Here is a 14,717-nt window from a genome sequence, read left to right as displayed (position 1 = left end):
ATTTCTTCGATGAACGCTAACGACAAGGACCTCAACTACCCGCTGGGAACAACTGAGATTCGTACCCTTGCTCTGGTCACTAACCCCCACGCGGGTCATGGCGCCTCGCAGATTGCGTCTGCCCGGGCGAGCCGGGTGTTCGCGGATCGCGGCATCGATGTCATCGCTCTCCAAGGTGCTAACCCCGACGACGCCCGCAAGCTCATTCGTGAGGTCATCGCTGACGGCCGAATTGATGCCCTGGCAGTCTGTGGTGGCGACGGCATGATTAACCTCGCACTGCAGGAGCAGGCACAGACCGGCATCCCCCTCGGTATTATCCCGGCCGGCACCGGAAACGACCACGGTCGCGAATACAATCTGCCGCGTGGCAATGCTCGCGATGCCGCTCACGTTATCGCCGATGGCTTCTGGACGACCACTGACCTCGGCCGCATCACCAATGAGGCAGGGGAGCAGCGCTGGTTCGGCACTATCATGTGTGCCGGCTTCGACTCGATTGTCTCCGACCGCGTCAATCAGATGACCTGGCCGCATGGCCGTAACCGCTACAACCTGGCCATCGTCCGCGAGTTCTTGGCTTTCCACCCGCTGCCATTCCGCATCACGCTGGATGACGATCGGGTTCTCGAAGATCCAATCACGCTGGCCGCCTTCGGTAACACCCGTTCTTATGGCGGTGGTATGAAGATTTGCCCGTCCGCAGACCACTCCGACGGACTGATGGACATCACTGTCATCGGCAAGGCCGGGCGCATTAAGGCCGCCCTGGCCTTCAAGTCCGTGTTCGACGGCACCGTTGAAAAAATCGGGGAGGTCAGCACCTACCGCGCCAAGAAGGCTTACGTGGAATACATCGGCCCGCCACGCCAGATGAACGCCTACGCTGACGGCGACCTCATGTTCCCGATGCCGGTCACCGTCGAAATTGTTCCGGGCGCTGGCCGCTACATCGTTCCCCGTCCGTAAAAGGGCGCAGGGGTGCCCGTCGTCAAGCGTTTCCTGCATGCTTGACGACGGCGCGTTACCCCTTGATGCCGTACTTCTTCAGGCGCAGACGATCCGCCGCCGAGGCCGAAGCCGTCAGGCGTAGCAACTCGGCGTAGATACCGTCAGTCTGCGCCAATTCTGCGGGTGCGCCCACCTCGTCGACGTGACCGTCACGCAGCGTCACGATGGTGTCCCACATCGGGAATTGTGGACAGGCGGTGGGCGATGATAACCGTTGTGCGTCCCTCCATCAGCTTGTCCAAGCCTCGCTGAACTTCGCGTTCGGCCTTGGTGTCCAGCGCCGAAGTGGCTTCGTCCAGGATGAGCAGGGGAGCATCCTTCAAAATAGCGCGCGCGATGGCGATGCGCTGCTTCTGGCCACCCGAGAGCTTCAGACCTCGCTCGCCGATAGTGGTGTCGTAGCCTTCGGCGAAGCTGCGGATGAAGTCGTCGGCGTTGGCCTTCTTCGCGGCGGCAATGATTTCTTCGTCGGTGGCATTGGGTTTGCCGTAGGCGATGTTTTCCCGAATCGTGCCGGAGAACAGTGACGAGTCCTGGAACACGACGGCAGAGCCGGCGCGCAGAGTGGAACCGGAAACTTCGGAGACATCCGACCCCAGAACGCTCAAGCGGCCTGCGGTCGGGGCGTAGAAGCCGAGCAGCAAGTTGACGATGGTGGACTTGCCGCCACCGGACTCGCCGACCAGGGCGATTTTCTGGCCTGAATATGCCTGGAAGCTGACATTGGAGAGCACCGTCTTGTCCTCTTCGTAGGCAAAATCCACTGCGTCGAAGTCGACAATGGGAGCGCCAATTGCCTCCTGTTCGGCTGCGCGTTCCAGGGAGGAACGGTGGGCGCTGTCGACGGACTCTGCGTCTGCGGTGGAACCAACGGACGCGGAGTCGAAGTCGCCGTTATTCGCGGTCGCTGCACTGAGCAGCTCCGGCTGCGTGCGGGTCTCTGGAGTAAGCTCCATGACCTTGAAGTAATCGCGCGAACCGGCGACTGCGCGCTGGGCAGCGTCGACCAGGAAGCTCATCATGGTCACTGGTTGGCGCGCCATGTTAATCAGCTGAATGAGCATGACCATGGTGCCGATGGAGAATTCTCCCGACAGCGTACGCAGGAAAAGCAGCAGGTAGATGCCTGCGAAGATGATATTCAAAATGCCCCCGCGAAGAGCATCCATGCGGTGCCACCACGTTGACTGATCGCGGGTCAGGGAGATGGTGCGGCGGAAGCGGGAACCAAAGAAAGCGATTTCGCGCAGTTCCGCAGTGAAGGAGCGGACAACCTTGACTTGGCCGATGACCTCGGCAAAACGGCCACCGGCGATATCGATTTGTTCGTTCTTTTTCGCTTCAATCTTCTGCCAGCGCTTCGAGGTCAGCGCGGTCAGCAGGGTGTAGACCGGGAAAACGATAATCAATAGCACCGCCAGGGGCCAGTAGTGCCAGGCAGTGATGCCCAGTACCGCGCCGACGGTCAACAGCATCGGGAAGAAGTTGTTGGAAAACGCCTGGAGGAACTGCGTGATATTGCTAATCGAGCGTTCCAGGCGGGCGATAATTGTGCCGGTGACCTGACTGTCGAAATAGCGTTGCGGCAGCGACAGCAGCTTTGCATAGTAGCGGGTCGACAGAATCTCGCGCATGCGTGCAGTCATCACATCGCCCAGGTAACCACCGATGTTATGCACGATGGTTTGCGTCAGATCTGCGATTAGCAGCCCGATGACCAGCCAGATTACCGTGCGAGTGGTATCGGACATCGCCGCCTGGCTCAAGGCTTCACCGCTGGACACCGCGCCGACGATGGCGTCGGTGGCATCGCGGATGAGGAAGGGGCTAATCAACGACGCGGCGGCGGTGGCCAGCGAACAGATGATGACCCCGATATAGAAAGGCCAGAGCACTCGTGTAGTGGACAGGATTCTGCTGAGCAGACGCACGAAAGACCTCTATCTTGCGGGAGGATCACTCCCGCTATGAAATTACTGCGACAAAAGCCCTATCCTAACAGCGAGTGCACAGCACCAAGCGGCAGCGGCAGCCAGTTGGGGCGGTTCTGCGCTTCGTAAAGGCACTCGTAGATGGCCTTATCCAGTACAAAGGCCTCCAGTAGCGTCGGGTCACTGGCATCGCCATAACCCTCCAAGAAGGCATCGATATTGCGGCGAGCCCACTGCTCAACACGCTCGGTAGCCGCCTCGGTGTCTTCACGTCCGGTCAGCAGCGGGTAGTGAGCGGCGTAATCGAAGGAGCGAATCATGCCGGCGATATCGCGTAGGCGGTGATCCGGCAGACGACGCTCCTCCCACGGGCGCGACGGCTCGCCCTCGAAGTCAATCAAGCGCCAAGAGCTCGGCGTGCGCAATACCTGCCCCAAGTGCAGATCACCGTGGATTCGCTGGACGACGGCGCCACCTTCCGGAACCGCAGCCTCTGCGCGATCGAAGATAGCCTGAGCCTTATCCTTGACCTCAGCAATTTGTGGCACCACACCAGCGACGAAGTCCAGGCGAGCTCGCAGTGGGGCTACCAGCTCCGCACCGGTCAGACGCTTCTTTACCGCGACAGCGGCAGCGAGGCTGCTGTGTACCGAGGCCACTGCTTCGCCGAGCGCACGCGCTTCGGATGTAAAGTCGGTGCCCAAATCTTCCAGCGGGGTCTGACTGTCGCGGATGGCATCGCGCACTGCGCCAAGAGCCAGCTCCCAGCCATCGACCGAGTTCGGTGCGAATTCCTGCAGCATGGCGGTGGTGTAGGCGTCTTCGCCAATGGTGGTCTCTACCCAGGAGTAGAGCTCAGGGACGAACTTGCAATCTGCCTGGGCGAGTGCGGCCAGCAGCTCCACATCGGCATTAGTGCCGGGGTAGAGGCGACGGAAGAACTTGCACATCACGCGGTCGTCGAAAATGACCGAGGTATTCGACTGTTCGACTCCCATGGGGCGGCCGGATTCCGGACGGAGCTGTTCAGAGCCCGGCACACGTCGCAGTTCCATGCGGCCGAGCTTGCCTTCGTCGGAAAGCTTCTGGCCGAGTGCTGTGATGGCATCCGAATCAATCAGAGCGTCGTAGCCGACGATGCCCTCCGCGCGAACCAGCAGGGACTGCTCGTGGCCATCGGGGACGTCCTCCGCCCAAGCGATGGGCAGCTGATAGGTCGGTGCAGAATGTGCGGTGTGCACCCTCACCAATGCGATATCGACATCGGGACTGTCGGGATTGTCGCGCAGTACGGGGTCAAGCGCGAGGATCTCGACGTGGTCGATGTCAGAGACCTTGTCAGCGAAAAAGCGCATCTTGACCAGTGTGTCTGCCAGCTCTTCGGCAATGAATTCGGCGGTGGGAATAGTCATTTTAGTTCGTTCGCCTTTCGGGACTTAAAAGATCACTCTTTATTATCGGCGTTTGTGACGGCATCGGCGGCGGCATCGGCGGCGGTGCCTGAGTGCTCGCGTGATGACGTCACCGGCGCGTCCGATATCGCCTGCGCAACCGGGATTGTCGGTGCCGACATCGAGGCGCTCGATTCGAGGTTTGTCTCAGGTGGAAGCTGGATTTCGAACCAGTAGAAACCGTGGCCAGGAAGCGTGATCTGGTAGGAATCGGTGCCAATTGTGGGGAAGGGAACCGAACCCGTGAGCTCTACCGGGGTGGCACCGGCGAACTCGGACAGATCCAGTGAGACGGCCGCGGGGTAAGAGGACAGGTTGTTGACGCACAGCAGCACTTCGTCGCCGTATGTGCGCAGATAGGTCAGAACAGAGGCGGTATCGCTATTCAGCTCGCGGAAATCACCGAGGCCAAAAGCCTCATAGCGCTTGCGGACCTGAATCAGTCGACGCACCCAATTCAACAGCGAATTGGAGTAGCTCGCTTGGTTCTCGACATTGACCGCCTGGTAACCGTAGGTCGCATCCTGAATGGTCGGCAGATAGAGCCGACCGGGGTCGGCCTTGGAGAACCCGGCGTTGCGGTCGGGTGACCACTGCATCGGTGTGCGCACACCATCGCGGTCACCGAGCCAAATGTTGTCGCCCATACCAATTTCGTCCCCGTAGTAGAGCACCGGCGAACCTGGCAGGGAGAGTAGCAGGGCATTGAAAAGCTCGAGCTGAGTGCGGTCATTTTGCAGCAGTGGCGCTAGACGACGGCGAATGCCGATGTTGGCCTTCATCCGCGGATCGTGCGCATACTCGGCGTACATGTAGTCGCGCTCGGCATCGGTGACCATTTCCAGCGTCAGCTCATCGTGGTTGCGCAGGAAAATGCCCCACTGAGCCGAAGACGGAATCTCCGGCGTGGACTCCAGGATCTCCGAGATGGGGAAGCGGGACTGCTTGCGCACCGCCATGAAAATGCGTGGCATGAGTGGGAAGTGGAAAGCCATGTGGCATTCGTCGCCACCGACCTCCGGGTCGCCGAAGTATTCCACCACATCGGAGGGCCACTGGTTGGCCTCCGCCAGCAGGACGCGACCCGGGTATTCCTCATCCATGACCTTGCGGCAGCGCTTCAGAAAAGCGTGGGTCTCGGGCAGATTCTCGCAGTTAGTACCTTCGCGTTCGAAGAGGTAGGGAACAGCGTCGAGGCGGAAGCCATCGATGCCGAGATCGGACCAGAAGCGCAGCACATCGAGCATCGCTTCTTGCACCGCCGGATTGTCATAGTTCAAATCCGGCTGGTGGGAGAAGAAGCGGTGCCAGTAGTACTGGCCACGCACCGGGTCATAGGTCCAGTTGGAATCCTCGGTATCGACAAAGATAATGCGTGCGCCCGAGTAAGTGTCCGGGTCATCAGTCCAGACATAAAAGCCGCCGTAGGGGCCATCCGGATCAGTGCGCGACTGCTGAAACCACTCATGGGTGTCGGAGGTGTGGTTCATCACCAGGTCAGTAATAACGCGGATACCGCGCGCATGGGCCTCGTCGAGAAGCACCTTAAAATCCTCGACCGTGCCAAACTCGTCGAGCACGGCGCGGAAGTCGCGGATATCGTAACCGCCGTCGCGCAGCGGGGAGTCGTAGAAAGGCGGCAGCCAGAGGCAGTCAACGCCCAGCCATTGCAGATAATCGAGCTTCTCCGTCAGCCCTTTGAGGTCGCCGGAGCCGTTGTTGTCGGAGTCGAAGAAGGCCCGGACGAGCACCTCATAGAACACCGCGCTGCGGTACCACTCGTAATCTTCCTTGGCGATAGTCATGCATCCCAGCGTAATGACTATGCCACTAGCCTGCAGAGAGAGTTTTCCTGCGAGATCCCACAAGACCGCGCGAGACGGCCGTCCTGGGAGACCTCATTAAATAGCATTCTAAACAACCTTGTGTTCCTGAATCAGCGCGGTGAGCTGGTACGCATCATCCAACTTCAACTCCGTTGCCACCGGAGTGACCGCTCCCGGCACCATGTCGATTCGCACGTTTGCCACTCCCGCCGCTTTCTTCAGCGGAGAAATAATCAGTGTATGTCCTTGAATACGCTGCCAGGGAACGATGAACCGCGTATGCCAGAACCGGCCCTTTGTCACTAAAAGACCCCGCCGCGTGGCCTGCACCTTTTGGAATTTCCAGTCAATTGGGCTGAGCCACCATGCCGTGCGTGGAGTCTGCCAGGAGCCCAACAGGTCATCCGCGGAGGACGGTCCCGCAATCTCATTCATCAGGTAATCGACAATCGCGTCCGTCTCCGGTGCCGGTGCCACTGGCACCAGTGTGTTGTTCGACTGTGTGCTGTCCAGGCCATAGCCCGCCACCGAGACATCCGCACGGGACCATCTCCACGGACGCCACCAGAGCGGTTGCACCACTTTAAACCCATGAATGCGATCAATGGGAATGGTCTGAGCGCGCGTCGACAACAGTCCGGCGGTAATCGCCAGACGCCTGCTTTCCGACGATACCTTCAGCGTGAAATCCCACGACTGATTTAGTACCCCGAAAAGGCCGACAGCGAAACTGCCAATCACAATCAGAGTAGTGATGGTTACTCCGCTGAGGATTTCTACGATGAGGTCGGTAAACAGCGCAGAGACAACGGCGAGGAGGATGAGAGCTATGCCGACGAAAAGACCGGGTCCAATGGCCACGGATGCAATCAGCCGTCCGACATCGACCGGGCCAAAGATGGTCTTCGCTTCGGGCATGCGAGAGGACATGTGAGCGCCGGAGTCGAGGGGCGCGGTGGAGCTGTCACCGTCGTAAAGCGAATGCGCCAGTTCGGTGTCCAGCTTTTCTACCTCACCCAGCACGTCGGCGCGGAACTGTTCGCACTGCGGGGGAGTGAGGTATTTGATTGTGAAGTGTGAATCGGAGCCGCCGGCTGTTTCAATGACAATTTCGGCGAGCCCGAAAATGCGCGCCAACAATGGTTGGTTGATATCCACCGCCTGCACGCGGTCGAGCCGTGCCGCGCGTCGAGAACGCAGTAGCCATCCGGAGCCGTAGCGAACCTCATCGTCGGTGAGCTCGTAGAACGTATACCGCCAGGACAGCCACGAGAAAAATGCAATCAGACCAATAATTATGGCGACCGCACCGGTACCGACAAGGAGACCGAGCCATGCCCAGTCGTAGAGCTGAGTCACGACCGCAACGGCCAACTGCCACTGATTCGCGACTGCGAATGCAGTCACCGCAGCGATTGTGGCAAAGCTTTTGAGCAGCGGAGATAGGGGATGAACTCTATGCCTCATTTAGAGACCCGCCATCCGGTCGTGGGCGCGCTGAGATAGACGAGCGCGCAGGGCGAGCGCTTCTTCACGTGGCAAACCGTGGACGGCTGCATCCGAGCTCGCCGATGCTGTGTTGAGCTTCAGCGTTGCCAGTCCGAATAGTCGAAGGAGAGGTCCTTCATCGATGTCGATGAACTGGATTCGTCCGTAAGGGACGACAGTGACCGAGCGCCACCAGCGTCCGGACGCAACAATGAAGTCGTTGTCCTCTTCGAGGTATCGGTGGGCACGAACTCGTCGACCGATGAGCCAGTAGATATATGCGAAGTAGAGCACGCAGGCGAGGACGCCCAACCACATCCACGGAGTCCACATCACAGCGGCGACGACGGATGCAATCGTGATAACTAGCAGGGGAGCGGCGTGCGCGACTCGCTTCACCTTAGCCAGCGCGGGGTCGACCGGCTGCAGCGCGGAATTCTCGGGGACTAATAAATCAAGCGGCTCCATAGTTGACAGTTAACCACAGAGGGTAAAGCTTGCGTCTGGCCTGGTGCTTCGGTAAGAACGGTGGCTATGGATCGCAGGAAACTCATAGCAGTACTTATCACGCTGATCACCATTTTGGTCTGCGTCGAGATTTATCGGTACATGCAGACTTTGCCAGCTTAAGTCGCTGGGCTCAGTTGTTGAGCACAACAGCACAGCGCTAACCAGCGCAAGCCTCACCCGCCTTATGCCTTATGCGCCAAAGAGCTGGCGCGGAGCCGCCCACGCATCGATGGCAATGTCCTCGACTGCCTGGGCGTCAGCGCCAGCAAAGGTGGTCACCTTGCGGTCATTGTTGTAGCGGGGCATGTGTGAGGTGCCTTCGCGGATGAACTCGACCGCCACTTGGTGGAATGGATGGTTGGGTTCCTTCATACCGAAGAAGCGTGCAATGTCGATGCAGTGCGGAGCACCACTGGTGCGGCCAGCAGGTGCATAGCCCAACCCTTCTCCCGGTTCGAACTGTGCCGCCCACACATCCAGCTCAGCCGCCACGGACCGTTCGGCGACTTTAACAGCGTATGAGCGAATCGCTGAGTCAGAAATGACATTCCCCATCGGACGTTCGGCATAGGCGGTGGCCGGAAATTCGCCGTGGCCGCGATGCCCCTTGGCGTAGCGCCGAGCCATCCACTCCCGCATGGGCAACTTGTCCATCGCCACAACCGGCGGTTCTGAGAAGAACTCTTCGCTGGTGGCAGTCACCATCGTTGGCAGTGTGGGAGCAAAGCTGTCAAAGCGAGGCCCAATTGCCGGATCCGAAGGTGAGGATGCCGACACCAATTTCTGGGCTCGAGCGACCCTGCGTTCGTCGGCACGCGAAAAGACGTCGGTGGACGGCGCACGTCCCACACCGATGCCCGCCAACGTGCGGCGGAGACGCGAGCCCGACAGCAGCGAGAAGGCCGGCGACATGGCAATGGTGCGTTGGATCTGGCCGCGCGTGCGATCGTCGGCAGCCAGAGTGAGCGCCAGCGCCGCACCCGCCGATTGCCCCGAGATAGTGATGTTGTCGATATCGCCGCCGAAGGCAGGCGCGTTACGACGAGCCCACTGCAGCCCCAGATACAGGTCATCAATGGCCCGGTAGGTCTCTGTTTCACTGTCACGCCAGAAGCCCTCGAGGCCCTTGCGGTATCCAAGCGAAACGGTGACGATGCCCGCCTGTGCGAAGGCCGTCGCGTCCGTCCAGGGTTCGGAGGGATGCCCAAACTCGTAGCTACCACCGTGAATCCACAGCAATACCGGATAGGAGGCGTCCGCGGGCTCAGCCGGTGCGGTGACGGTGAGAACTAATTCGCGCTCGGGTTCACAGCGCCGAGTGCCCGACTGTGGGCCGTCTGCCACCGGTGCCGACGCGGCGAACGGAGCAGCATCTGCGTAATCGATATTGAAAACTTGTATTGCGCCATCGTGAATACGGCCGGTTAGCCTCCCGCAGGGAGCGGAAATAGTCGTCTCTGTCATGGCGGAAAACGCCTCCTCGTCACGGTTGGTCCTGCCAGAAGGGCGGGGAGTCTGTTTCAGACGGTAGGCGCACTCTGGTTTTTCGAGCACGCTACAGTTGAATTCACTATGACCAATGATGCACGAAATCCACTGTTGACACCGTCGGAATTGTTCTGCGAATTGCCAGATTTTGCGGCAATCGATGACAGCCACGTCCGCGAGGCTTTTAGCGAAGCAATGCGCAGCCATGCGCGCGAGATTGACGCCATCGCCACGTCGTCGGAGGCTCCGACCTTCGTTAACACCATCGAGGCAATGGAGAAGGCGGGCCAAGATCTGGACCGCGTCGCTGCTTATTTCTTCAACGTTGCCGGGACGGACGCCACCGACGTCCGCATGGAAATTGAAGCCGAGATCGCCCCGCAGCTCACAGCACACCTGGATCAGATTCGCATGCGCAGTGACCTGTGGCAGCGCATCAATGCCATTGACAGCGTTGACGATGCCGCCAACCCGGAAGAGGCGAAGCTGCTGCTGAAGAAGGTCCGTGAGGACTTTCAGCGCACCGGTGCGGACCTCAGCGACGAGGACAAAACCGAGCTTAGCCGCATCAATTCCCGCCTCTCTGAGCTTTCCACCGCTTTCGGCGAAAACCTGCTGAAGGACACCGTTGCGCGCGCCGTGGAAATCTACGACCGCGAAGAACTCGCCGGGCTTTCCGACGATGCCATTGCGTCCTTCGCCGCTTACGCGAAAAAGGCAGACACCGATGCGCCGTGGCTGATTCCACTGGACCTACCATCAACTCCTGCACAGCTGGCTGACCTCGATAATCCGGCTACTCGTGCCAAGCTCTACGAAGCCTCACTGGGACGTGCGGGTGCTGCCTCCGGCAAGTTCGACAACTCCGACATTGTGCTGGAAATGGCACGCCTGCGCGCCCGCCGCGCCAAGCTGCTCGGTTACGACACGCATGCGGATTACGTCATTGCCAAGGAGACGGCAACCACCGCAGAGGCTGCTCGAAAGCTCATTGCAGACCTGGCGCCAGCTGCCATTGCCAATGCTGAAGGCGAGTACAAGCGGGTCGCTGATTTGGCTGGCGATGAGACGGTCACGGGCGCTGACTGGCCGTACTGGGAGCGCCGTCGTAAAGCGGAAGAATTCGCAGTCGACACGGAGGAGCTCAAGAACTACTTCGAACTGCACCGTGTCATCGAAGACGGCGTGTTCTACGCTGCCCGCAAGCTTTACGGCATCGAAGTAGTCAAGCGCGAGGACCTCAAGGGATACGCGCCGGGCACGACTGTGTGGGAGGTCCGCCAGGGCGGAGGGGAGACCATCGGCCTGATTATCACGGACTATTTCTCGCGTCCGACCAAGCGCGGTGGTGCGTGGATGAGCTCGTTTAGGGATCAGTCCCGTCTGCTGGGCCGCCTGCCGGTCGTGGTCAACGTGATGAACATTGCCGAAACCGAGCCGGGAACCCCGGTGCTGCTGACACTCGACGAGGTCACCACTGCTTTCCACGAGTTCGGGCACGCCCTCCACGGTCTGCTTTCCGACGTCACGTACCCGACCTTCTCGGGCACTAACGTCCCGCGCGACTTTGTGGAATTCCCCTCTCAGATCAACGAGAACTGGGCACTTGAGCCATCCATTCTGACCAACTACGCCGTCCACGTTCGTACCGGTGAGCCGATCCCAGCAGAGCTAGTCGAGTCGGTGAAGAAGGCCCGCACCGCTGGTGAGGGATTTGCCACGGTTGAGTACCTTGCAGCTTGCGCCATCGATCTGGCCTGGCACAGCCTCACCGAGGAGGAAGCGGCTCAGGCCACCGATGTCGACGCTTTCGAAGCGGAAGCACTCGCCGAACTCGGCCTCGATGTTCCCCACCTGGCCCCGCGTTACCGCTCCCGCTACTTCAACCACATCTTCGCTGGCGGTTACTCGGCGGGCTATTACTCCTACCTGTGGGCAGAGGTGCTCGATGCGGACGGTTTCGGTTGGTTCACCGACAACGGCGGTGCCACAATCAGCGGCGGCAGCCACTTCCGTGAAGAGATCCTCTCCCGTGGTGGTGCCATCGACTTCATGGCTGCGTACCGCGCTTTCCGAGGCCGCGATAAGGACATCCAGCCGCTCCTCGAACGCCGCGGGCTGTCGGGCACTGATGCCTAGCTTCATGCTTTACGACGAGCCCCGCGACCGCCGCCCACTGGTTATTCCGGTCACCGGCAGGGTAGGTTGACACTCATGGCAGAAGCATTCGACAGGGTAGGGCAGTGGCTTATTCAATTGCCACTGCTTGCGCAGGTCAGCGCGCTATGCGTGGTTCTGCTGGTAGTCGGAGGATTTGTTGCTTTCGTTCTCGTCGGTGCAATCGATGTTGTCAGCGGTCGTCTGTGGCAGTGGTCGGTGCGCCGGCGGGAGCGTTCGCAGGAGTGTCGAGGAGCGGGCAGCGACAGCTAGCCGATGCGGTAGTGGCCTGCTGATAGCTCACTGGGAGGTCCGAAGAATTGAGCTGGGACAAGCCCCCGTTTAAGTGTTGGGTCGCTATCGCTGCCCTAAGGTATGTCTTAAAGTATTAGGAAATTTGCCCAACAGGCTAGAGTTGGGTAGTTCGCAAATATTTCGCAGTAGGGAGCTGAGTTAGCATGCATCGGTCGAGGCACTCGAAGGTCCTACTTGCCCTAATCGTTTTGCTTCTTCTCATCCTCATCGCTGGTGCAGTCACCGATTTCCAGTTTTAGCCTCGGTTTTAGTACCGGGCACATAACCTGAAAAATCGGTGAACGGCAACAATGAGGGATTAGGCGCTCACGAACCAATTAACGCTTGAATCCGGGGAAGCGAGGCAGGTCCTCGACAAGCACGGCCTTGCCCTCGGCATCGGTTAGCGGAATGCACCAGTTCGGGTACTGGTCGTGGCTCGTGCCCGGCTGGTTCTGGGTACGACGATCGCCGACCATGTCCACCAGGGCCTCACACTTCAGCGCGGATGGCGTCTGGTCGAGGAAGCGGTGCAGGCCCGTGACCAGTGCGTCAATTGGTGGCCGATTATCGCGGGTGAGGGACTGAACATCCATGTCCGCGGCAGCCGTGTCACCAAAGCAGCCAGCTTCTTTGGCAGCGCCCAAAACCTTTCGAATCCACTCGAAGTCCCGGCGGTCTTCCTCCGCGACGTCGGAAAGCAATAGCCCCAGGCGTTCCCGTAGCTTGATGTGCTCGCCTGCGAGGTAGCCTGCCGTCGGCGGCAAATCGTGCGTGGTGACGGAGGACAGGCACAGGCTGCGGTAGGCGCTCGGTGGTTTCGGCTGGTCGCCCTCGGATTCAAACCACACAATCGAGGTGCCCATGATGCCCCGCGAGGCCAGGTAGTCCTGCACCCACGGCTCGAAGGTGCCCAGGTCTTCGCCCACGACGACGGCCCCAGCGAGCTCGGCCTCAAGTGCGAGAATGCCGACCATGGCCTCGTGGTCGAAGTACAGGTAGGTGCCATTGACGGGGGACTCCATGCGCGGCATGACCCAGAGGCGGAACATACCCAGCACGTGGTCAACACGAATGCCACCTGCGTGGCGAAGGATTGTGCGCAGCATGTCGCGCCAGGGGCGGTAGCCGGCCTCGGCTAGCTTGTGCGGGTTCCACGGCGGCTGCGACCAGTCTTGGCCGCGCTGGTTAAAACCGTCTGGCGGTGCGCCAACAGAGATAGCAGGAGCGAGCCAATCCGCAAGGTTCTCGGCATCCGCGCCGCCAGGGTGCACGCCGACGGCAAGGTCGGCCATGATGCCGATGCGCATACCCGCATCCAGGGCTGCCTCTTGTGCCTGGCCGAGCTGCTGATCGAGAATCCACTGCACCCAGAGGTGGAACTGGAAGATTTCCTCCCGCAGAGATTCGACACTGGCGTGGTTACCCAACGGTGGAACCAACTCGATATCGTTCTCGGTTACGGCACCAGAATCGGAAGTGGCAGCGCGTGCAGCATCGCGGGCAGCAGCGCGATCCGCGAGCTCGCGCTCGGTGCACCACGACGCGTAGTCGTATATGCCACGGCCCTCGGCCTCCAGCCAACGGTCAAATTCCGCCTGGCGTGCGCTGGACAGGGGGATCTTGTGAATTGCCCGCAATACCTTGAGCTTTGCAGCGTAGATGGGGTTGCGGTCAATCTCATCAGGGCTGTGATTGAGCTGGTGGAAAGAGTTCGCTAGCGCACGGGCTTCATCGGCCTCGTCCTTGTCCAGGTACCCGAACTCGTCGATAAGCTCTGGGCGCGCGTACAGCGGATTGACATAGCGGCGCGTGGTGGGCAGGTACGGCGAGTCTTCTACCGGAGGCAGTGGCTCTGCGGCGTGCAACGGATTGATGAGGACGAAATCAGAGCCCGCGTGCTCTGCACTGACCTGTGCCAAGTCGCCGAGGGTAGCGAAATCGCCAATACCCCAGCTGCGGCTGGAGCGTACCGAGTACAGCTGTGCCATGACACCATGCGCAGGATTCTGCACGTACTTGTCGGCAGTGGCGAGACGGTTGGGGGTTACGGCCACATCGCACTCAGCGACGTTGTCATCGTTGACTGCGCGCAAGCGATGCCAACCAAGTGGCAGATCCTCTGGAATTGCGAAGGCGGCTTCACCCATCAACACATCGCCGACCTGGCGTGGCGGTACCAAGTGGTGCACCTGAGCGCAGGGCCATTCTGCGCCGTCCTCCAGTTTCACAGTCACGCTGACATTGCTGCCGTGCGGTACGTGAACCAGAACTCGGTGGAAGATGCCCTGGCGGGTAACTACCACGGGCGGGAGAAGGCGAGACCACTGCGTGTCTGCCCACTCACGACGGGCGTCGTTGATGTCGGCATCGCTGGGATCTGGGCCCAGATCGATGTCGAGAGCAGCGAGAGTTTTTAGCACTGTCTCACGAGAGACGTGCACGAGTTGGCCCTCGGTGGAGTAGTAGGAAACCCCAACTCCGACATCTTTAGCGAGGTCGGCGAGTGGAGAGGAAAGGGGAGGATTGGAAGCTGCCTGTGTCACTCTTTCCATCATGCC

The 14,717-nt window shown here is 60.1% G+C and carries 9 protein-coding genes and 1 pseudogene; 3 read left to right on the top strand and 7 right to left on the bottom strand.

What is annotated here, in order from left to right; translation table 11 throughout:
* Positions 1 to 9: 9 nt before the first annotated feature.
* On the top strand, positions 10 to 969 hold the full coding sequence (locus HMPREF3130_RS01415) for a diacylglycerol kinase (RefSeq protein ID WP_070429170.1): 960 nt from the start codon (positions 10 to 12) through the stop codon (positions 967 to 969).
* A gap of 55 nt (positions 970 to 1,024) precedes the next feature.
* Here the strand turns inward: HMPREF3130_RS01415 and HMPREF3130_RS01410 are convergent.
* From HMPREF3130_RS01410 to HMPREF3130_RS01385, 6 genes and pseudogenes are all read right to left on the bottom strand, one after another.
* Positions 1,025 to 2,942: pseudogene (locus HMPREF3130_RS01410) on the bottom strand (ABC transporter ATP-binding protein).
* A gap of 59 nt (positions 2,943 to 3,001) precedes the next feature.
* On the bottom strand, positions 3,002 to 4,354 hold the full coding sequence (locus tag HMPREF3130_RS01405) for a maltokinase N-terminal cap-like domain-containing protein (RefSeq protein ID WP_049189388.1): 1,353 nt from the start codon (positions 4,352 to 4,354) through the stop codon (positions 3,002 to 3,004).
* Positions 4,355 to 4,386: 32 nt separating this feature from the next.
* Positions 4,387 to 6,198, bottom strand: coding sequence for a maltose alpha-D-glucosyltransferase (gene treS / locus HMPREF3130_RS01400; protein ID WP_049189389.1), 1,812 nt, complete (start codon positions 6,196 to 6,198; stop codon positions 4,387 to 4,389).
* A 108-nt stretch (positions 6,199 to 6,306) separates the two neighbouring features.
* Positions 6,307 to 7,626 carry a PH domain-containing protein gene (locus tag HMPREF3130_RS01395; RefSeq protein ID WP_070429169.1) on the bottom strand — a complete coding sequence of 440 codons (1,320 nt, stop codon included), beginning with the start codon at positions 7,624 to 7,626 and terminating at the stop codon, positions 6,307 to 6,309.
* Between the two features lie 60 nt (positions 7,627 to 7,686).
* A complete protein-coding gene (locus HMPREF3130_RS01390; RefSeq protein WP_049170706.1) occupies positions 7,687 to 8,175 on the bottom strand; it encodes a PH domain-containing protein in 489 nt (162 codons plus the stop codon).
* A gap of 231 nt (positions 8,176 to 8,406) precedes the next feature.
* On the bottom strand, positions 8,407 to 9,681 hold the full coding sequence (locus tag HMPREF3130_RS01385) for a carboxylesterase family protein (RefSeq protein WP_070429168.1): 1,275 nt from the start codon (positions 9,679 to 9,681) through the stop codon (positions 8,407 to 8,409).
* Positions 9,682 to 9,789: 108 nt separating this feature from the next.
* Between HMPREF3130_RS01385 and HMPREF3130_RS01380 the strand changes: the two genes are divergently transcribed.
* Complete coding sequence (locus HMPREF3130_RS01380) at positions 9,790 to 11,844, top strand: M3 family metallopeptidase (protein WP_070429167.1); 2,055 nt, start codon at positions 9,790 to 9,792, stop codon at positions 11,842 to 11,844.
* A gap of 75 nt (positions 11,845 to 11,919) precedes the next feature.
* Positions 11,920 to 12,135, top strand: coding sequence for a hypothetical protein (locus HMPREF3130_RS01375; protein ID WP_070429166.1), 216 nt, complete (start codon positions 11,920 to 11,922; stop codon positions 12,133 to 12,135).
* A gap of 359 nt (positions 12,136 to 12,494) precedes the next feature.
* Here the strand turns inward: HMPREF3130_RS01375 and malQ are convergent, their stop codons facing one another.
* Positions 12,495 to 14,714 (bottom strand): 4-alpha-glucanotransferase, encoded by a 2,220-nt coding sequence (gene malQ, locus HMPREF3130_RS01370; protein ID WP_070429165.1) that lies wholly within the window; start codon positions 14,712 to 14,714, stop codon positions 12,495 to 12,497.
* Between the last annotated feature and the right edge of the window lie 3 nt (positions 14,715 to 14,717).

The organism is Corynebacterium sp. HMSC14B06, assembly GCF_001807075.1.
GTDB lineage: Bacteria > Actinomycetota > Actinomycetes > Mycobacteriales > Mycobacteriaceae > Corynebacterium > Corynebacterium jeikeium_D.
Note: the sequence above shows the minus strand (reverse complement) of the source record. Positions and strands in the feature narration are given on the sequence as shown.

Excerpts from the sequence above, each read along its gene's own strand:
- HMPREF3130_RS01415 (WP_070429170.1), top strand. The coding sequence starts at position 10 with ATGAACGCTAACGACAAGGACCTCAACTACCCGCTGGGAACAACTGAG.
- HMPREF3130_RS01405 (WP_049189388.1), bottom strand. The coding sequence starts at position 4,354 with ATGACTATTCCCACCGCCGAATTCATTGCCGAAGAGCTGGCAGACACA.
- treS (WP_049189389.1), bottom strand. The coding sequence starts at position 6,198 with ATGACTATCGCCAAGGAAGATTACGAGTGGTACCGCAGCGCGGTGTTC.
- HMPREF3130_RS01390 (WP_049170706.1), bottom strand. The coding sequence starts at position 8,175 with ATGGAGCCGCTTGATTTATTAGTCCCCGAGAATTCCGCGCTGCAGCCG.
- HMPREF3130_RS01385 (WP_070429168.1), bottom strand. The coding sequence starts at position 9,681 with ATGACAGAGACGACTATTTCCGCTCCCTGCGGGAGGCTAACCGGCCGT.
- HMPREF3130_RS01380 (WP_070429167.1), top strand. The coding sequence starts at position 9,790 with ATGACCAATGATGCACGAAATCCACTGTTGACACCGTCGGAATTGTTC.
- HMPREF3130_RS01375 (WP_070429166.1), top strand. The coding sequence starts at position 11,920 with ATGGCAGAAGCATTCGACAGGGTAGGGCAGTGGCTTATTCAATTGCCA.
- malQ (WP_070429165.1), bottom strand. The coding sequence starts at position 14,714 with ATGATGGAAAGAGTGACACAGGCAGCTTCCAATCCTCCCCTTTCCTCT.